This window comes from Enterococcus hailinensis, from assembly GCF_045862035.1.
GTDB classification, from domain to species: domain Bacteria; phylum Bacillota; class Bacilli; order Lactobacillales; family Enterococcaceae; genus Enterococcus_A; species Enterococcus_A hailinensis.
In genome coordinates this window covers 16058-34537 of sequence record NZ_BAAFRV010000013.1, presented here as the reverse complement: position 1 = coordinate 34537, position 18480 = coordinate 16058, and the positions used below count along the sequence as shown (strand labels likewise).

The 18480-nt window shown below is 34.8% G+C and carries 21 protein-coding genes, 1 tRNA gene and 1 pseudogene; 21 read left to right on the top strand and 2 right to left on the bottom strand.

Annotated features, from left to right (window positions below; all coding sequences use genetic code 11):
• The first annotated feature begins 32 nt into the window (after nucleotides 1-32).
• The 12 genes and pseudogenes from ACKTSC_RS09895 to ACKTSC_RS09840 all read left to right on the top strand — a co-directional run bounded on the left by ACKTSC_RS09895 (nucleotide 33) and on the right by ACKTSC_RS09840 (nucleotide 9083).
• Nucleotides 33-461, top strand: coding sequence for a hypothetical protein (locus ACKTSC_RS09895; RefSeq protein ID WP_407857493.1), 429 nt, complete (start codon nucleotides 33-35; stop codon nucleotides 459-461).
• 37 nt (nucleotides 462-498) lie between these two features.
• Nucleotides 499-708: a hypothetical protein gene (locus ACKTSC_RS09890; RefSeq protein WP_407857492.1), complete on the top strand. Its 210-nt coding sequence runs from the start codon at nucleotides 499-501 to the stop codon at nucleotides 706-708.
• 71 nt (nucleotides 709-779) lie between these two features.
• Nucleotides 780-929, top strand: a pseudogene (locus ACKTSC_RS09885) (helix-turn-helix domain-containing protein); the annotation flags it as partial.
• Nucleotides 930-1049: 120 nt separating this feature from the next.
• Entirely contained in the window at nucleotides 1050-1472 is a 423-nt protein-coding gene (locus ACKTSC_RS09880) for a restriction endonuclease (RefSeq protein ID WP_407857491.1), read from the top strand.
• Entirely contained in the window at nucleotides 1439-2134 is a 696-nt protein-coding gene (locus tag ACKTSC_RS09875; protein WP_407857513.1) for a DEAD/DEAH box helicase family protein, read from the top strand. The genes ACKTSC_RS09880 and ACKTSC_RS09875 overlap by 34 nt, the downstream gene beginning before the upstream one ends.
• Nucleotides 2135-2503: 369 nt before the next feature.
• Nucleotides 2504-5269 carry a MucBP domain-containing protein gene (locus tag ACKTSC_RS09870; RefSeq protein ID WP_407857490.1) on the top strand — a complete coding sequence of 922 codons (2766 nt, stop codon included), beginning with the start codon at nucleotides 2504-2506 and terminating at the stop codon, nucleotides 5267-5269.
• A 242-nt stretch (nucleotides 5270-5511) separates the two neighbouring features.
• Nucleotides 5512-6210, top strand: coding sequence for a hypothetical protein (locus ACKTSC_RS09865; protein WP_407857489.1), 699 nt, complete (start codon nucleotides 5512-5514; stop codon nucleotides 6208-6210).
• A gap of 32 nt (nucleotides 6211-6242) precedes the next feature.
• The gene (locus ACKTSC_RS09860) at nucleotides 6243-6746 is read left to right on the top strand and encodes a tyrosine-type recombinase/integrase (protein ID WP_407857488.1); all 504 of its coding nucleotides are present in this window, start codon (nucleotides 6243-6245) and stop codon (nucleotides 6744-6746) included.
• The gene (locus tag ACKTSC_RS09855) at nucleotides 6743-7690 is read left to right on the top strand and encodes a hypothetical protein (protein ID WP_407857487.1); all 948 of its coding nucleotides are present in this window, start codon (nucleotides 6743-6745) and stop codon (nucleotides 7688-7690) included. Before ACKTSC_RS09860 ends, ACKTSC_RS09855 begins: the two co-directional genes overlap by 4 nt.
• Nucleotides 7691-7856: 166 nt before the next feature.
• Nucleotides 7857-7927: transfer RNA gene (locus ACKTSC_RS09850), tRNA-Gly, on the top strand.
• 279 nt (nucleotides 7928-8206) lie between these two features.
• Nucleotides 8207-8407 (top strand): cold-shock protein, encoded by a 201-nt coding sequence (locus tag ACKTSC_RS09845; RefSeq protein ID WP_332580294.1) that lies wholly within the window; start codon nucleotides 8207-8209, stop codon nucleotides 8405-8407.
• Nucleotides 8408-8756: 349 nt separating this feature from the next.
• Nucleotides 8757-9083 carry a DUF1648 domain-containing protein gene (locus tag ACKTSC_RS09840; protein ID WP_407857486.1) on the top strand — a complete coding sequence of 109 codons (327 nt, stop codon included), beginning with the start codon at nucleotides 8757-8759 and terminating at the stop codon, nucleotides 9081-9083.
• A 26-nt stretch (nucleotides 9084-9109) separates the two neighbouring features.
• Here the strand turns inward: ACKTSC_RS09840 and ACKTSC_RS09835 are convergent, their stop codons facing one another.
• Nucleotides 9110-9799, bottom strand: coding sequence for a CPBP family intramembrane glutamic endopeptidase (locus ACKTSC_RS09835; RefSeq protein ID WP_407857485.1), 690 nt, complete (start codon nucleotides 9797-9799; stop codon nucleotides 9110-9112).
• A gap of 149 nt (nucleotides 9800-9948) precedes the next feature.
• Here ACKTSC_RS09835 and ACKTSC_RS09830 point away from each other — a divergent pair, with 149 nt between their 5' ends.
• The 4 genes from ACKTSC_RS09830 (at nucleotide 9949) to ACKTSC_RS09815 (ending at nucleotide 12652) form a co-directional block, all read left to right on the top strand.
• Complete coding sequence (locus tag ACKTSC_RS09830) at nucleotides 9949-10164, top strand: hypothetical protein (RefSeq protein WP_332580328.1); 216 nt, start codon at nucleotides 9949-9951, stop codon at nucleotides 10162-10164.
• Nucleotides 10151-11098: an SPFH domain-containing protein gene (locus tag ACKTSC_RS09825; RefSeq protein WP_332580291.1), complete on the top strand. Its 948-nt coding sequence runs from the start codon at nucleotides 10151-10153 to the stop codon at nucleotides 11096-11098. Before ACKTSC_RS09830 ends, ACKTSC_RS09825 begins: the two co-directional genes overlap by 14 nt.
• A gap of 71 nt (nucleotides 11099-11169) precedes the next feature.
• Nucleotides 11170-11823: a DNA/RNA non-specific endonuclease gene (locus ACKTSC_RS09820; protein ID WP_407857512.1), complete on the top strand. Its 654-nt coding sequence runs from the start codon at nucleotides 11170-11172 to the stop codon at nucleotides 11821-11823.
• 187 nt (nucleotides 11824-12010) lie between these two features.
• Nucleotides 12011-12652, top strand: coding sequence for a lactate utilization protein (locus tag ACKTSC_RS09815; protein ID WP_407857484.1), 642 nt, complete (start codon nucleotides 12011-12013; stop codon nucleotides 12650-12652).
• Between the two features lie 36 nt (nucleotides 12653-12688).
• On the opposite strand, the gene clpP is transcribed toward ACKTSC_RS09815, so the two are convergent.
• Entirely contained in the window at nucleotides 12689-13315 is a 627-nt protein-coding gene (gene clpP / locus ACKTSC_RS09810; RefSeq protein WP_281246553.1) for an ATP-dependent Clp endopeptidase proteolytic subunit ClpP, read from the bottom strand.
• A gap of 373 nt (nucleotides 13316-13688) precedes the next feature.
• Between clpP and ACKTSC_RS09805 the strand changes: the two genes are divergently transcribed.
• The 5 genes from ACKTSC_RS09805 to ACKTSC_RS09785 are packed head-to-tail and all read left to right on the top strand — an operon-like array spanning nucleotide 13689 to nucleotide 18378.
• Nucleotides 13689-14204: a hypothetical protein gene (locus ACKTSC_RS09805; RefSeq protein ID WP_407857483.1), complete on the top strand. Its 516-nt coding sequence runs from the start codon at nucleotides 13689-13691 to the stop codon at nucleotides 14202-14204.
• Between the two features lie 41 nt (nucleotides 14205-14245).
• Nucleotides 14246-14980 carry a glycerophosphodiester phosphodiesterase gene (locus ACKTSC_RS09800; protein ID WP_407857511.1) on the top strand — a complete coding sequence of 245 codons (735 nt, stop codon included), beginning with the start codon at nucleotides 14246-14248 and terminating at the stop codon, nucleotides 14978-14980.
• On the top strand, nucleotides 14977-15900 hold the full coding sequence (gene miaA / locus ACKTSC_RS09795) for a tRNA (adenosine(37)-N6)-dimethylallyltransferase MiaA (RefSeq protein ID WP_407857482.1): 924 nt from the start codon (nucleotides 14977-14979) through the stop codon (nucleotides 15898-15900). Before ACKTSC_RS09800 ends, miaA begins: the two co-directional genes overlap by 4 nt.
• Complete coding sequence (gene hflX, locus ACKTSC_RS09790; RefSeq protein WP_407857481.1) at nucleotides 15897-17141, top strand: GTPase HflX; 1245 nt, start codon at nucleotides 15897-15899, stop codon at nucleotides 17139-17141. Before miaA ends, hflX begins: the two co-directional genes overlap by 4 nt.
• A complete protein-coding gene (locus ACKTSC_RS09785; protein ID WP_407857480.1) occupies nucleotides 17125-18378 on the top strand; it encodes a methionine gamma-lyase family protein in 1254 nt (417 codons plus the stop codon). Before hflX ends, ACKTSC_RS09785 begins: the two co-directional genes overlap by 17 nt.
• Nucleotides 18379-18480 lie beyond the last annotated feature (102 nt).

Sequence of the window (18480 nt, the reverse complement as noted above, 5' to 3'; positions counted from 1 at the left end):
GTAAAAAAATAAATTAAAAAAGGGGTAGTGAAATGGATAAATTAGATAAGTATATGGAAGAATTAAAAAACGAAGGTAAAGAAGTTTATAGGGAAAAATCAGTGATTTCTTATGGTATTTGGGAAGATTATGATGATTCCAATAAAATGAGAATAAATCAAGGATGGTTTATTGAGGATTGTGATGATGATAATCTTATCTGCGCAAATAATGGTGATTTGTATGCTGGAATCGATTCAATGTTGTATGTCGATGTGAGTGATGCGGAGTATCCATTTGATTATTCTGAATATGTTGAAGCGGAAGTTTGGAAATTTTATGATATTGAAGTAGATGTACACATTGATTCTAACGCAGGACTAAGCAAGCCAGAAGAAAAGGAAATAAAAAAATTAGCATTCAAAAAAATAAAAGAACAATTAGGGGGATATGAACATATCAACTTATATATGTTTAATTAAAAGTAGTAAAAAATAAATTAAAAAAGGGGTAGTAGACATGGATAAATTAGATAAGTATGTAGTAAAAATGGATAAATTAGATAAGCATATTGAAGAATTAAAAGACGAAGGTAAAGAAGTAGAAAGAACAAGTGCTCGAATTAACTATGGAATATATAAGGGCGAGTCTGGAATATTTCAAGGATGGTCATATCAAGAGGGAGATAGAAATCAGGATACAACTATTGAACTAGCAGAAGAAGAATAGTAGAAAGAACGTAAGCGGGACGGGCTTACAAGCGTAAGCATGATGAAAATTATCGGGAAGGAAGAAAAAGAAAACTAACAGCATCAATGGTGGAAAAGATGTACAAACTTTGGAAAAATGGTGAATCAGCAACGGATGTAGCAAAACTTTACAATATTTGTCGAACTAGCTTCTATACTTACATAAAACAATATGAAGCAAAAAATGAAGATAATATTTAATTCAGATTCTTAAAACTGTAATTGATAATAGGTATTTCTTCGAATTTATGTAACTGTTATACTCATGAAGAAATACTTTTTTTATAATACGAGGATACTTTAAAAAGAAGAGGGATGTACGTGACTTTTGATGAGTTAATAGAAATAGCAAGAAAAGAATCTGATAATGTTAAAAGAGATAAAGGAACACTATTTGAAAAAATTGTACAAATATATTTAAAAAATGAGGCAACAGGAGAATTAACTGCTATCCAAGCGAAGTTTTATGACAATAAAATATATAAGAAACACATTGATTCATTTTTGGCTGAACCTGGAAAGTCTTATTATTCTGAAGGAATCATAGTTTATTCACTAGATTCATTAAGCATTAATACTGATGAAGCAATTAATCAATTATCAAAACCTGTTGCACAAATTGGTCTGAGTGATTTAAGAAATAGTAGAATTGAATGGGAGTCTTTTATTCCAAGTAGTTCAAATGAAGTAAAAGTTAAAAATGCAAAAAAATTAGACCATATCAAAATGAAGCGTTTGATTTAACACTTAATTACTTTAAGAAAAATGACCGCGGTCAATTAATTATGGCCCCAGGAACGGGAAAAACTTTTAATAGTTTGAAATTAGTTGAAAAGATGGCTAAACAAGCAGATAGAGAAACATTTAATGTTTTGTACTTAGTACCGAGTATACAATTACTAAGTCAAACATTGATTAGTTGGAATAATGACACGGAACTAAGTATGCACTCATGTGCTGTGACAAGTGATAGAAATGCTTCTAAAAAGAAGAATGATGACGAATTATCAGCGAAAGATATTGGCTTCCCTGCGACAACAGATTCAGAAAAATTACTATCCCACTATAAAAAAATAGAGAATAATCAACGTGACTTAACGGTTGTGTATTCTACTTATCAATTTATTGAAGTTGTACATGAAGCACAAGAAAAAGGATTTCCAGAATTTGATATTATTATTTGTGATGAAGCGCATAGAACAACAGGGGCTAAGGCTTTAGGAGAAGAAGCAAGCGTATTTACAAGGGTTCATAATATAACTATATCAAGGCAAACAAACGCTTGTATCAAACAGCAACACCTAAAATTTACGGAACAGATGCGAAGCAAAAAGCAGAAGATTCTAGTATTGTCTTGTCATCAATGGACAATAAAGACATTTATGGTGAAGAAATTTTTCGCTTAGGCTTTGGTCAAGCAGTTTCAAATGATATTTTGTATGAACAATTCTGAAATTGTAAAACTACTTAATAAAATATATTTAATTAAATATGAAGTAGATAAAAGAAGTATGGAGGCAAATGATTTATCTGTTGACAAAAATGGAAAGATTGAGTTTCTAAGAAAAGTCAATGAGAAAATGAAACAAGAGTTCAATGATGTTTCAGGACAGAAAAAGTGTTGGCGTTCAAACAAATGAACTAAATAATTTTGCTTAAGCAAGAATGATTTATCCTATTAAATTATTCTGATGTTTCTTTAAATTCAAAAGTGAGATAATATACTTATATAAAATGCTTACTTTTTAATTATTTTGAAGAAAAGAGGGAGAAAATTGGGAAATAGGAAATTGTATGTTGGTATAAGTTTAGCACTGGGGTTAAGTTTTTCAGCATTCGCATTTGCAGATTCAGCAAGTGCAGCAGACATGCACAGGCTATATAATCCAAATAGCGGGGAACATTTTTATACCGCCAATGTTGGAGAGAAGAATAATTTAACAAGAGTAGGATGGAAATATGAGGGAATTGGATGGACTGCCCCATCCAGCGGAAATCCTGTTTACAGGCTTTATAATGCAAATGCAGGTGACCACCACTACACTTTAAATACTGCAGAAAAGAATAATTTGGTTAAGGTTGGGTGGCGTTATGAGGGAATCGGTTGGTATTCAGATACCAAAAAAGCTGTGCCATTATATAGAGCCTACAATCCAAACGCCAAGGCGGGTTCTCACAACTATACTGTTAACAACAGTGAACAGCAAATGCTACTAAAAGCAGGTTGGAAGAATGAGGGTATTGCTTGGTACGGAATTAAAAAGACAGTACCTATTACAAAGTACAAGGTAACTGTGGTGCATAAAGGCAGTAATGGTAAAACCTTAAATACTTCAAGCACACAAGTAGAAAAAGGGAAAAAATATACTGCAAATGCGGGCTCGTTTAGTGGATACACATTAAAGGGTTCAAAAACACAGACTGTAACAATAAATGGCAATAAAACAATTACTTTTACTTACACAAAAAATCCAGCACCAGTAGTTAAATATAATGTAATAGTTGTTCATAAAGGGTCAGATAAGATATTAGAGACAGAAAAAACGGTGCAAGTGGTCAAAGATACAAATTATGTAGCAAAAGCAAAAGCTTTTAGTGACTATACTTTAAAGGGAAATAAAACACAAACATTAAAAATTACCAAAAATACAACAATCACTTTTAATTATGATAAAGTCCAACCAATCGCAGATAAAACTGAACTTCAAAAAGTCTATAATGAATTGATGAATAGTGTTGAACTTAACGACTATACTAAAGATTCAGGAAACTTATTTAGGAAGAATACAGATGATATTAAAAATAATATATTAGACAAAAAAGATGTTAGTCAAAATGAAGTAGACCAAGCAATTAGAACATTAAATAATCTGAAATCAGAAATGGTTTATATAAAAGATTTAAGACTAAAGATTAATAACATGAACCAGTTTGATAAATCAGATTATACCAAGTCTAGTTGGATAGCTATGAATGATGTGTTGAAGGAAGCAAATAGTGTATTAATTAAGTCTGATGCAACTCAAAAAGAAGTTGATAACTTTGTTAATAAACTAGAAGAAGTAAGTGCTGATTTGGTGAACATAAAAGTATTAAAAGCTAAAATTGATTCGTTATATACTATCGCTATGGAAGATTACACTCAAACTAGTTGGAAAAAGTTTAGTGAAATACTCAAAGTAGCTAAAGATATTGTAGTGCAAGAGGATGTTTCTCAAGAAAATGTTGACAGCACTGAAAAAGAGTTAGAAGAGGGACGTTCTCAATTAGTCAATATAAAAAAATTGAGAGATAAAGTTGATGAATTAAAAAAAGTTAAAAATGAAAACTATACGGAGTCCAGTTGGAGCTCATTCAATGATTCGCTTAAAAGTGCTATTTCAATGTTAGAAAATTCTAATGCCAGCCAAAACGATATAGACACTGTTTTATCAGAGTTGACATACCACTATTCTAAACTAGAAGAAAACCCAAAACATGTAGCAGACAAAAAATGGTTACAGGAACTGTATGATGCTGTAAAAGATAAAGATTTATCAGTTTATACAGATGGGAGTGGAGAGGAATTATACTGGGCTTTATCAGGAGCAAAAAGTTACCTAAAAAGCCCTGAAGCTACACAATATGAAGTAGATAAAGCTCATTCAGAATTGTTAAAAGCTAATAATAATTTAGTTGCTAATTATGATTTAAAGCAAGTATATAACACAGTATCTGATTCCATTAAAAATTTAGATTTATCGAATTATAATGATTGGCAAGTAAAAACACTAAAAGAGGCATTAGAAGAAGCTAAAGCAATATTAGATGAAAGAGCTCCAACGCAGCGAAAAGTGGATGATTCTAAAATGGCTCTGGAAGATGCATTTAAGAATTTAGAAGTAGCTCGATGTGTCATCTCAATTATTTGTAGAGATGAAAATGGTAATATGGTTGGTAGAACTGATTGGTCTGCTGAAAAGGGAGCGTATTTTGATGCTGAATACTTAGATATTGCTTTTCATGGGTATGTTCTAGACGATGAGCCGGTTAAAAGGATTCTTGTAACTGGTAATATGGAAGTTGATTTTAAATATAAAAAAGCAAACTCTGAGGAAATTGAAATGGGAAGTATTAGGAAAAAGATGAAGGAAGATGTTATTTCGGTATGGCGCACCTACAGGAAGGAGAATGGTAAATCCGATATTTCTGAATCGCAAGAGATACAAAGTGTTGCAAATGCTAAAGCTATTGATTTTGGAGAAAATCCAAACTATGTGATTTCAAATGAATTTCCGTCTATTCTTGATTCATACATTAGCAAAGAAATTATTGTGAAAGCTGAAAATGTTACATTAGAATGGATTAGAAGTAATGGAACTGATTTTATAATGAATGAGTGGAAAAAATCTCCCGAAGCTGTTGATTCTTTGCTATATCAAGATGAATCAAAGAATTGGGCAGAGGGTGCGTTAGCATGCAATATTGTTCCTAGTTCAGATGGTAAATACAATGTTTACTTCGTTGGATTGATTGGTTTTACTAAATATCAAACAGCTTAAAAATCTTTAGGGAGAGATAGTTTTTTACTATCTCTCTTTTGTTTACTATGTGGAAAGGTACTTCCATTCTTGTGTAATAGTGAGCTAAAATAGTAATCAGTGAGGTGTTGGTATGGTTAAGGAAAAGGCGAAGATAATTCAAGGTAATAAAACCACTGGAGTGGTTAAATTGGATACAAGTAAATACAAGTTTAAAGTTCGTTTCGGCACCAATAAAGCTACTCCAAGCGATTACGGATTATTTGATAAACAAAAAAACTGTTAAAGCTTCAACTGATTCAGAAGCAAAGAAACTTTTTAAAAAATACAAAGAAGAAATGCAGAATCTTTATGTTGTAGAAAAAGCTCGTTATGAAGAAAAGCAGGAAATAGTTGAAACGCAATATATTGCAGATGGAGCAGATGAATCACTATTAGATATGACTTTTAAAGAATTCACGTACACCAAAAAAGGCGAAGAAAAAGAAGGGTTACTATTCTCCAATATTCCAAGAAACAAGGCAGGCGATAACTATTCTTTAAATACTATTAATCTGTTGAGAAAAGAGACAAGTGTCATAAATCAAGATGATTATAAATTTTTCAATGAAAAGAGATTAGTTGAAATAGGACCTGAAGATGCTGAAAAATTAATTGAAGAACTTAGAAAACGTAAAAGAATAGTAAATAAAGCAGAAGGTATTTATGAGCCCATTTCCAACGGAATGATTCAAAAGTATATCAATAATTTAAAAATTGTATTCAATAGCTTAGAATCGGTTGTTAAGCTGCGGAAAAAGGGTACTAATCCATTTATGGGTATGCGTGCTGGAACAATAAAATATAAAAAAGATGGAAAAACCTCCTTAGACACAATTGAAGAATACGATAAGGTTAAAGAAGAGTTGAAAAGTATGGTTACAGATGAACCCAATGATGCCTTATTTATCTCTTCGCCATGATTTCAATGCTTCGCAGAGGCGAAATTGGTGCATTGACTTGGGAGGATTTAAACTTTGAAGATAAAACATTAAATATTAAAGGTGTAATTGTTGAAGACTCCCATTTAGAAAAAGTTTATTACAGGAAATATACGAAAAGCGATGAAGTCAGATTGTCTATTATGAATAATGAATTAATTGAAATATTAAAGAGATTAAAACCAAAATATAAAAATAGATACTGGATTGATGAACAAGGCATTAAGCGCAATCTGATTTTCTTAGATAAAGATGGTAATCCTTTTAAGTTAAATCACTGGACTATTATGTGGAGTTCTAATTTTAGACCCAAATTACAAAAATTGGGATTGATTAAGAAGCAAACCACATTGCACGACCTTCGAGGAAGCGGAATAATTTACTACTTAATTGAGAAAAAATTAGATGTTACTGTTCTGGCAAGGATAGTTGGACACATAGATATTGCATTAACACTGAATGTTTACGCCAACGCTACGGATAATAATATTAAGCAGTTGGCTAAGGAGATTGAATGATGCAAATTTTGAAGAAAGTCGTGAAGAAAGTTGTTAAATGGGTTTTAAGTGTTAAGAAGTATTATCAAAATGAGAAGCGAACTATATTCAAATATGCAGCAAAAGCGCTATTAGTAATAGTTGCTCTTCTCTTCATTTTGTTTGCTTTTTTCAGTTCGGCATTAGAAAACCGGTTAGTTTCTAATATTGCTTTATTTCTTTTAGTGATGTTCACCTTAATAATAATGCTACTAACTATAGAGATTACAAATTCAATTATTAATTTGTTTGATGAATGGCGTTATGAGAGAAAAGCTAAGAGTATGATGAAATCTTATAGTAGTTGGGTACACAAATCAGAATTTGGCAAAACTTATCGATTACTTGATTACTTAGACAAAGGTAAATTAACCTATTTGATTCAGCAAAAAGAAAGAATTTATTTGGAGAAACTCGGAAACCCAAAAGATAAACGTGAATATTGGAATTCATTAGTCTATGAGAAATCATTCGAGATTTATCACGAAGTTATACTTGAACTTTCTAAAAGACCCTTAATTGAGTTGAAAAACATGCTGTCTTATATTGAATTGACGCCCAAGAAAAACTGGTTTATCAAATTAATAAAGACAATTTTTGGTGGATTAATCATATATTTTGTACCATCTACAATTAAAGATTTAATTAGTCTACTTTCAGAAACTAATAATAATTTACAAATCAGTAGTTTTATTGATAGATTTTTATCCTTGATAAATGTTAACCTAGAAAGAATATTATCAGATGGGAATCTATTATTTCGTTTTAGTATCATTGTTGTATATTTAATTATCATCATTTTCGTTGGTTTGATAATGTACAAGGATACTCAGTTTGATGAGCCACATATAAGAGATTACATGAAAAAGGCATTAACTAGAGCAAGTGAAATAAAAGAAAATGGAGAGGGAACAGAATCTTTTTAGCTTCTGTTCTTCTTTTTGCACAATATGAGATAAATAATTGACAAAAATACTACTGAGGATTACCATGAAATAGCAGTAAATCGTGTGAACTCCACACTTTTGAGCATTTTTAGATAATTATTTTTCGTTCGAAAAGTGCTGTAAACACTGATATAATAACAAACATGCGGGTGTAGTTTAGTGGTAAAACAGAAGCTTCCCAAGCTTCCGTCGCGAGTTCGATTCTCGTCACCCGCTTAAAAATACTAAATGACTGTTGTTAAGATAGTTATTTAGTATTTTTCTTATGGCTTAAAACGTTGTAATAATCGCTTTAAAGCATTCTTTAGGAAAATATAACTATATTAATTCAGCAAATAGGTAGCATTATAATTCTGAGCATGCTATACTAATTAAGTAATCGATTTTGAAATGTGATTTGAGCTATATATTTAACAGTATTAAACTCCTTTTACTATCAACAATTAATTGCAAAAATAAAGAACGTACTTTGATGCGTATCAGGAGGAAATATTTATGAATAACGGTACTGTAAAATGGTTTAACTCAGATAAAGGCTTTGGTTTCATCACTGGCGAAGACGGCAACGACGTATTTGCACACTTCTCAGCAATCCAAGGCGACGGATTCAAAACTTTAGAAGAAGGCCAAGCAGTAACTTTTGACGTTGAAGAAGGCCAACGTGGACCTCAAGCAACTAACATCGTTAAAGCTTAATTAAAACAACTATGTTACCGTCTCTTTTTAGAGGCGGTTTTTTTGTATCTAAAAAGTTAAAGGACTGCTTGCTATATTTTTACTATGTGATGTATGCTAAGTAAGGTGTGAGAGTTCATCTTTTGCATAGGCGCCATTAGTCGCCGAAGTAACCAACGTTTGTGGCTGAGCGTTGGTTTTTTTGTTTATATAGAACGTATGCGCAAAAGAATACTTTCTATTGAAAGTTATAAATTTAACTCAGTCATATCAAGAATTAATTGTAAATAGAAAAAAATGTTTTTTATTCCAATCCGCTAGTGTTTGGTTTATTAGAAGTTTATACTAATTAGCCAAGGGAGGAGAAAAAGTGAAAAAGTGGCAAATTTATCGTTGGATTCAGCGAATCAGTTATTTGTGTGCAACGGTTTATCTTCTTATAGATATTTTTTATTTTAGTTATCTGCCAGAAAAATTACCGATTCAAATCGATTTTAGCGGTAAGTTCAGTAATTGGGTGAATAAGTGGCTGATCTTTTTATTTCCGGTGATTTTATTTGTATTCGCATGGGAAAATGAGCAACGTTTGAAAACTGAAAGGTATCACTTTTCTTTGGAAGTGCTGATTTCGGCTATTAGTCAACTATTAATTTGTGGGATAGGTGGCCTTTTATTTTTTAGCTACACGCAATTATGACAACAAAAAAATCCTCGCAAGGAGTATCAAGACGTAAGGCCAAAAAAGCTTAAAATCAGAATGAAAAGCGCTGGGAGTAATGAATTCATTGTATTCAACATCCAATGGACGATCAGTGAACTCCAAATATTTTTTGAAAAGAGATAAATCACGCCTAAGTAAATTCCAACTACCATATAGGGGATAGTTGCATAGACATTTCCGCCAAAAGAATGCCAGTGGATCAAGCCAAATAAAATTCCTTGGATGATCAACATCGGGACACGAAGAAAATTATTGGTGATTTTGCCGAGCAATAAATAGCGAAAAGTCAATTCTTCAGCAAAAGGTGCTAAAAAGGGCGTTATAGCGGCTAAGACAGCCCAACCAGGTTTACGAAGTACGGCAGCGCTAGAAGTAGTTGTTGTAGTTTCAAGTAAATGGTCAGGAATTAGTCCGCGTACCAAAGAAATTATAACGAAAACCCCGACCATCAAAACAATACTTAATAGCAATTTACGAAAAAGTTTTGGGCGGTAAAGTCGCCATTGGGTTTTTAAAAAATCATGGAAAAGATACATCATGATTAGAAATCCTAAAACAAATAAAATCGTAGTACTTATTAAATTGATAATTGGCTCTTTTTCAATGTTGAAAAGGGGGAAAAGATAAAAATTGATGATCATTTCCACTGGGATCACCAATAGTCCCCACCATTGTTTTTTACTTTTGTCCATTTGAAACCTCCATTCTTTCGTTAGTTTAAAAGAAGTCCAGCTAAGTGTAAAGTGTTTTAAAGGAATAAAAAGATATTAACTGAAATTCTGATATACTATCACAAAGGAGAGAAACACCTTTGGAAGGAGTGGAGAAAGTGGATTATCAAATGCAGAAAACAATTGGGAAATGTTTTCGCAGTAAAAGCACCATTGAACTTGGGATTATTCGCATTTTTGGTAGTTGGTATGATTACAAAGTATTGAATGGTCCGCCGGAAGAGGGGGACATGTTGGAAGTCATCGACTTTACGAGTCGAGAATTGTTAGTGGTTGTCAATAATAGTCTAAAAGAAAGTGATGTGAATTATATTGTTAATCTTTAATATTGTTCTATTTATCTTATTAGTGATCGTCATTTTATTTGTGCTTAGTCAGTTGATCGTGATCGTCCAACAAGGGGAAGTCAAAGTAGTTGAAAGCTTTGGTAAATATGTGAAAACATTGGAACCGGGTCTGCATTTCTTGATTCCGATCCTTTATGTCGTTCGTCGCCGTGTTTCATTAAAACAAACCCCGATTCAAATTGAACCTCAAAATGTTATTACAAGAGATAATGTGATCGTTGAAATCGATGAAGCAATCAAATATCACGTAACGGATGCGCGGGCGTTTGTTTATGATAATGAAGATTCTGTCACTTCAATGATCCAAGATTGCCAATCTAATTTACGTGGCATTATTGGTAAAATGGAATTGAATGAAGTATTAAACGGGACGGAAGAAATCAACGTTAATCTCTATGAAAGTGTCAAAGATATTACAGCCGGCTACGGATTGTCGATCGATCGGATCAATATCGGTGAAATTTCAGTTTCGAATGAGATCGTTAATTCTATGAATAAATTGATCACTGCCAGTCGTGACAAAGAATCATTGATCACGATTTCTGAAGGGAAGAAACAATCAGTTATTTTAGAATCAGAAGCGAAATCATCTGAAATGCAAATTGATGCTGAAGCGCGAGCGCGCCAAACAAAAATTGATGCGGATGCACGCGCTGAACGTACACGAATCGATGCGATGGCAGAAGCAGATCGCATCGAAAAAATCACTCAAGCAGAGACTGCCCGAATCAAAGAAATTAACAAAGCTATTGCTGAAAGTAATCTAACGGATGAAATGATTGCTTATCTTGGAATTGAAGCATTCAAACATGTGGTTGAAAATAATGGTAATACGGTTATCATGCCAAGTAATTTGACAGAGTTGGGGAATGTTCCAGCTATCAAAGAGATTTGGCAACAAACCAATAAGTAGGAATTAGGAGTGGAAAGACCATCGCAACAAAGAAAAAAAACTCTACGATAATCTCGATCGTCGCTGTGATTATCGCAGCAGTTTATGGCGTCTATACACAAGTAAAACCAACGGAATCAGTAAATGAAACCAAACAGGTTGCTGTAAGCAACGTTTCGGATGTTCCTGATTACGATGGGAAAAATCAAACGATCCAATTAAATACAAATCAACCAGATTTTTCGAAAGCAGACCTTTCCTTAACCAAAGGTTCGTGGACGACTTTTTCAGATTTGGATTCACTGAATCGTGTTGGACAAGCGAATGCTATGTTAGGTAAAGAATTGATGCCAACTAAAGGGCGGGAAAGATTGTATGTAAAACCAACAGGATGGCATCAGAAATTCTATCAAGATGAGCCGCTCTACAATCGGGCACATCTGATTGCTTTTCAATTTTCTGGTGAGAATAATAATCTAAAGAATTTGATGACGGGGACTGCTTCGTTGAACGATCCTGGAATGAATGAGCACGAGATTGAAATCGGTAAGTATATCCGTAAAACCAATCATCATGTGCGCTATCGCGTGACGCCTTATTTTAAAGGCGACGAGCTAGTTGCTCGTGGGGTACAGATGGAAGCCCAAAGTGTCGAGGATGATCAGATTTCATTTAATATTTTCGTTTACAATATTCAAAACGGGATCACGATCGATTACCAAAACGGTTATTCGCAAAAAGCGTAAAAACTTTCTAAATCAGAAAATTATTTAAAATAGGTGCTGCCGATTTTTAAATATCTGATTTAGAAAGTTTTTTTGTTTGCTACATTAAAATACTTACTGTAAATCAAAAAAAATACTATTATTTTGGGTTGTTATTTTTTTGTAGATACTTAAAAATAGTAGTAGGAAAATAAAGGAGCGTAGTACGATGGAAAGGTATGTGAAAGAGCGGTATGAACAAGCAGCACAAACACTGAGTAAAAAATTGGAACGAAGAAATTTCGAAGTAATTATTTGCCAAAATTTAGAAGAAGCAAAGCAAAAAGCATTATCAATGATCGCATTGGATAAAACAGTTGGCTTTGGTGGATCGATTACGATTGAAAAATCTGGCCTTATCGAAGCATTATACCAACGCAATCAGCAAATAATCGATCGTGAAAAAACAGAAACACTTGAAGAGCGGCATCGTGTAATGAAAAAAGCGTTGACTGCCGATTATTTTTTGACGAGCATCAATGGTATTTCAGAAGATGGACAGTTGGTCAATGTAGATAGTGTAGGGAATCGAGTAGCTGCTTTAACGTATGGTCCGGATAAAGTTGTGGCTTTTGTCAGCATGCGTAAAGTCTACGGAGATGTGGATACAACTTTAGAAATGGTTCGTAAAAACACAGCACCCTTAAATGCTCATCGATTAGGACTGGAAAAAACACCTTGTATCAAAAAAGGCAATTGTGGGGACTGTCTTCAGTCAGAATGTATTTGTAATACGATCGCAATTACCCGCCGTTCGATGACAAAAAATCGGATTGCTATTTTTTTGATTTTGGAAGATATTGGTCTATAAATAAAAAAAACCGAGGCTAACCTCGGTTTTTTTTATTTAGCTTAAAGAGCTACTGTTTTCCATAACTTCATCGATCAAACCGTAAGCTTTTGCTTCTTCAGCAGACATGAAATTATCACGATCTGTATCACGTTCGATCACATCGATCGGTTGACCTGTGCGTTCAGCTAGAATGTTGTTCAAGCGTTCGCGGGTTTTTAAAATGTGACGAGCAGCAATTTCGATCTCAGTCGCTTGACCTTGAGCGCCGCCAAGCGGTTGGTGAATCATGATTTCAGCATTTGGCAAAGCAAAACGTTTGCCTTTGGCACCAGCGGTTAATAGGAAACTTCCCATTGAAGCGGCCATACCTAATACGATTGTTTGTACATCAGCTTTGACAAAATTCATTGTATCAAAAATCGCTAAACCAGCTGAGACACTCCCACCAGGAGAGTTGATATAAAGATAAATATCTTTTTCTGAATCCTGTGCGTCCAAGAAAAGTAATTGGGCGATGATCGTATTTGCCATATCATCGTTTACTTCACCACTTAACATAATGATGCGGTCTTTTAATAAACGAGAGTAAATGTCGTAAGCGCGTTCGCCACGAGATGATTGTTCGATAACTGTAGGAACTAAATTCATAGTGGAATCCTCCTTAAAATATTGTTCATAAATTATTTTAGCACAATCAAGGATAGAATGCTAAAACCTAAGACAAAGTATACAACTTTGGTCAGGGTTGGTCAAATGGATTGTTCGTAAGAATTAGATAAGTCAAACTATCCTATAAATAAGAAAATATGGTACTATTGATAACGATGAGAAGTGGTTATTTCTAGCTGTTTTATAGTAGTTAGAAAACTTCAATCAATTAAATAAAGCGACAAATGAAAGATAATTCATTTTCATTGATCGACAAGAAATACTAGGATAACAAAATTAAATTAATTTAGCGAATGATCAAGACGATGTTTAATACAAGTAAAGTAGGCGTTCGCTCATAGATAGACTGAATATTAAAAGTGAACAGACATTGGAGGAACGTAGTGTGGAAGTTGCAATTATTGGATTGATCGGTGTTTTATTAGGTGCCTTGATTGCCGGAATCGCTGGATTTTTGGTATTTAGACAGATCGAGTTACGTCAGCGTCGAGAAAGAGAATTGGAACATAAAGTAAGAGAGATTGAAACGATCAACTTATTGAATAAAAAGGTCAATGAGATTCTTTCGAAACGAAATGTTTTGATGCAAGATTATGTGTCTTTTAATGCTTTTGATGATTGCTATATCACTATTGATGATTTTATTTATTTAAATTCTTTCGCAGCACAAAATAGTTTCTATTTACCAACCTATCTAATTGAAGAATTCTTTAAAAATATTTCGCATCGAAAAGTGATCTTATCGCCAGAAGAAACTGTTAAAATCGGTGGTTACACGTATAAAGGTGGACGTATTGTGATGGAGACTTTCTCTGATCAATTAATAGAGATCTTAAATGAAAAGAAACGGACGCTTTCTCGATCGACTAAACAACCGTTAAGCTATTTCAAAGTTCAGTAAACAGAACAAAGCGAATAAAAAATGGATGGGAGTGGTAAATGATGACAGTAATTATTGCTCATCGAGGTAGTGCGGGCACGCATCCCGAAAATACACTGCCAGCATTTATGGAAGCTGTACGAACAGGAGCAGATGGTATTGAATTAGATGTACATCTGACTGCAGATCAACAGTTGATCGTGATTCACGATGAGAGTGTCGATCGGACGACCGATGGCAAAGGTTTGGTCCGAGAATTGACATTAGAGCAAATAAAAAAATTAGATGCGGGTAGTTGGTTTGATAAGAAATATCAAGCAACAAAAATCTCTACTTTGAATGAAGTACTAAATTTACTTTTGCAGATGCGCTTCCGGGGATTTCTATGCATTGAGATCAAAACCAATAAATTCCATTATCCCGGAATTGAAGAAAAACTTTCGGAAGTTATGACAAGTCAAGCGTGGCCATTTACTTATGGTTATTGTAGCTTTAATGTGGATTCATTAAAAATCATGCATGAGTATGAACCCGATGCACAGTACGATTTAATCCAAAAAAATGATCCTGAAAAATATCAATGGGTATTAGAAACAGATTATTTAGAAGGTTTACATCCTAGTTATGATTGGATCAAAAAAAATCCAGCGATCGTTGAATCATATGCTAAGTCACTTCGTCCTTGGACTCCAAATCTGTACGAAACGATGATGACTTGTTTTGAAAATAATCTAGCAGGAATCATTACTGATTTTCCTGAAAAAGCCATTCGCGCAAGAAGTAGGTATAAGCAATGAAAGTAATAGCAATCGTAGGTCCCACCGCTGTAGGAAAAACCAGTCTTAGTATTGAATTAGCAAAAAAATTTAATGGTGAAATCATTAGTGGTGATTCCATGCAAGTCTATCGCGGACTGGATATTGGGACAGCAAAAGTAACACAGACAGAAATGGAAGGTATCCCACATCATCTAATCGATGTACGAGATATCGATCAACAATATTCAGCAGCTGATTTTCAGCAAGCCGCACGTAAGGCAATCGAAGACATAACGCAACGAGGAAAAATGCCAATTATCGTAGGTGGAACAGGCTTATATATCCAATCGTTGTTATGGGACTATAAATTAGGTAGCGAAGGCGGCCCAGAAGACGGTGCCTTACGAGAAAAGTATGATTTTTATGCCGAAGAAAATGGCAATCAAGCATTGTGGCAAAAATTGCAATCAGTGGATCCGCTAGCAGCAGAAAAAATCCATTACAATAATCGAAAAAAAATGATTCGAGCGTTAGAAGTATTTGAATTGACGGGACATTCGATTTTAGAGCCTAAAGAACAACCCAAAGAACTATATGATAGTTTTTTGATTGGTTTGAACACAGATCGGGCGCTCTTATATCAACGCATCAATCAACGAGTCGATATGATGATGGAACAAGGACTGATCGCGGAAGCTAAAATATTAGCTGAGACACCCGAAGTTCAGGCTGCTCAAGGTATTGGCTATAAAGAATTATTCCCTTACTTATCAGGAGATATTTCTTTAGTAACAGCAATTGAAGAAATCAAGTTACGGTCACGACGCTATGCAAAACGTCAATTGACTTGGTTTAGAAATCGGATGACTGTTCAATGGTATGATTTAGTACAGCATCCAGATGAAATGCAAGAGATCGAAATGACCATCGAAAAATGGTTACAGGAGGGATCGGATTGACAGAAAAAGTCATTTTAGTAGGTGTCGAAACCGACGAAAACAAAAATAACTATTTAGAATCGATGCATGAGTTAGCTGGGCTTGCCAAAACAGCTCAAGGAGAAATCGTTCATTCACTGACTCAAAAAAGACCACGTGTAGATCGTCAAACGATCATTGGAAAAGGCAAGGTCGAAGAACTCGCGCAATTGGTAGACGCTCACGAGGCTGAGCTAGTTATTTTTAATCACGCATTAACTCCGCGCCAAAGTCAAACGATTGAAACAAAAGTTGGCGTGCCGGTGATTGATCGGATCCAATTGATTTTAGACATCTTTGCCCAACGTGCGCGCTCTAAAGAAGGGAAATTACAAGTTGAATTGGCGCAGCTGGATTATTTGTTGCCGCGGTTAGTTGGACAAGGTCAAAGCCTTTCTCGTCTAGGTGGTGGAATCGGTACTCGTGGTCCAGGGGAAACCAAATTGGAAACAGATCGCCGTCACATTCGTCAAAAAATTTCGGCTATCAAAAAAGAGTTAAAAGAAGTTGAAGCTCATCGTGAGAGGAGCCGCCAGAAACGTCAACAGTCGAGTATTTTTCAAATGGGTTTGATCGGGTATACGAATGCTGGAAAATCAACTATTTTAAATTTATTGACCAACGCAGATACCTATTCGAAAGATCAATTGTTCGCAACGTTAGACCCGTTGACAAAACGCTGGCATCTTCCGCAAGGAATGGAAACGACGATTACGGATACTGTTGGCTTCATTCAAGATCTACCGACCCAATTAGTCAATGCTTTTCAATCGACATTAGAAGAAAGTAAAGGCATGGATCTATTGCTGCATGTTGTCGATGCAAGTGCAGAAGACCGTCAGCAGCAAGAAAAAACGGTAATGGCGCTATTAAAGGATTTAGAGATGGATGATATTCCTGTGTTGACGATTTACAATAAAGCAGATCGAATCGCCGCTTTTTCATTCACGCCGACACTGTTTCCGAATGTATTGATCTCAGCGAAGTCGACAAAAGGCAAAGAGGCACTTGCAGAAGCAATTAAATTAGAAATCATGGATCTATTAGAACCGTATTTACTAACATTGGATGCAGCTGAAGGTCAAGCGTTGAACGAAATGAAAAGAGAAACATTAGTTTTAAGCGAGACTTTTGATGAAGAAAAAGAAGCATATATTGTACGAGGATTTGCTAAGAAACAATCGTTTTGGATTAGGAGAATGGAAGATGAATTGGACAACTGAGCTAGCTCCTGAGTTAGTTGAAAAAATTGATAAAGTGGATCGGAAAATTGCGAATCGTTTACAAGAGATTCGAGAAGTTGCTTTATCGAATCAGGCGAAAGTTTTAACTGCTTTTCGCGAAAATCATGTCTCAGAAAGCCATTTTTTGCCATCGACTGGTTATGGAAATGACGATCAGGGAAGAGACGTCTTGGAAGCTGTCTATGCTCAAACTTTAGGCGCAGAAGCAGCGCTTGTGCGGCCACAAATCGTTTCGGGAACACATGCTATTGCTACTTCGTTATTTGGTGTATTACGTCCTGGAGATGATCTACTGTATATCACGGGTACCCCATATGATACTTTATTAGAAGTGATTGGTGTTCAAGGAAATGGGATCGGTTCATTCAAAGAATACAACATCGGATATGACAAAGTAGATTTGCTTGAAAATGGTGATGTTGATTTTGAAGGTATCAAGAATAAATTGACTGAAAAAACAAAAGTCGTGGCAATCCAACGTTCACGTGGCTATGCTGCGCGTCCATCGTTTACGATTGAAAAAATCAAAGAAATGTGTGATTTTGTTAAAACTATCGCCCCAAATGTTGTGATTTTTGTCGATAATTGTTATGGCGAATTTGCTGAATTAATAGAACCGGTTCAAGTGGGAGCCGATTTGATGGCTGGTTCTTTGATTAAGAATCCTGGCGGAGGCATTGCAAAAACGGGTGGCTATATCGCAGGGAAAAGTGATTTAATCGAACGCTGTGCGTACCGTTTGACGACACCGGGAGTTGGAGCGGAAGGCGGAGCGATGCTAGGAAGTGTCTTTGATATGCTACAAGGATTTTTCTTAGCGCCGCATGTAGTAAGCCAAGCGATTCAAGGAGCTGTTTTTTCTGCAGCGCTATTAGCAGAATATGATCTGGAATCAACACCTAAATGGGACCAACCACGAACAGATTTGATCCAATTGATTGATTTTCGTGATCGAGAAAAAATGATTCAATTTTGTCAGGCGATTCAAAAATATTCTCCAATCGATGCATATGTTGCTCCGATACCTTCATACATGGCGGGGTATGAAGATGATATTATCATGGCGGCTGGAACCTTTGTTCAAGGTGCAAGTATCGAATTGAGTGCAGATGGTCCTTTAAGAGAACCGTATTCTTTATATTTACAAGGCGGGTTAACTTTTGAGCATGTAAAAGTTGCGGTAGCAAACGCTGTGAACGAAGTATATTATCGTTAATACAAATCCAAAGTCACTGTGACTTTGGATTTTATTTTTTGTCAAAAAATTTGTTTTTAAGCAAAGACGAACTTTTTTGAATTTGATGTAAGAAAATATGAC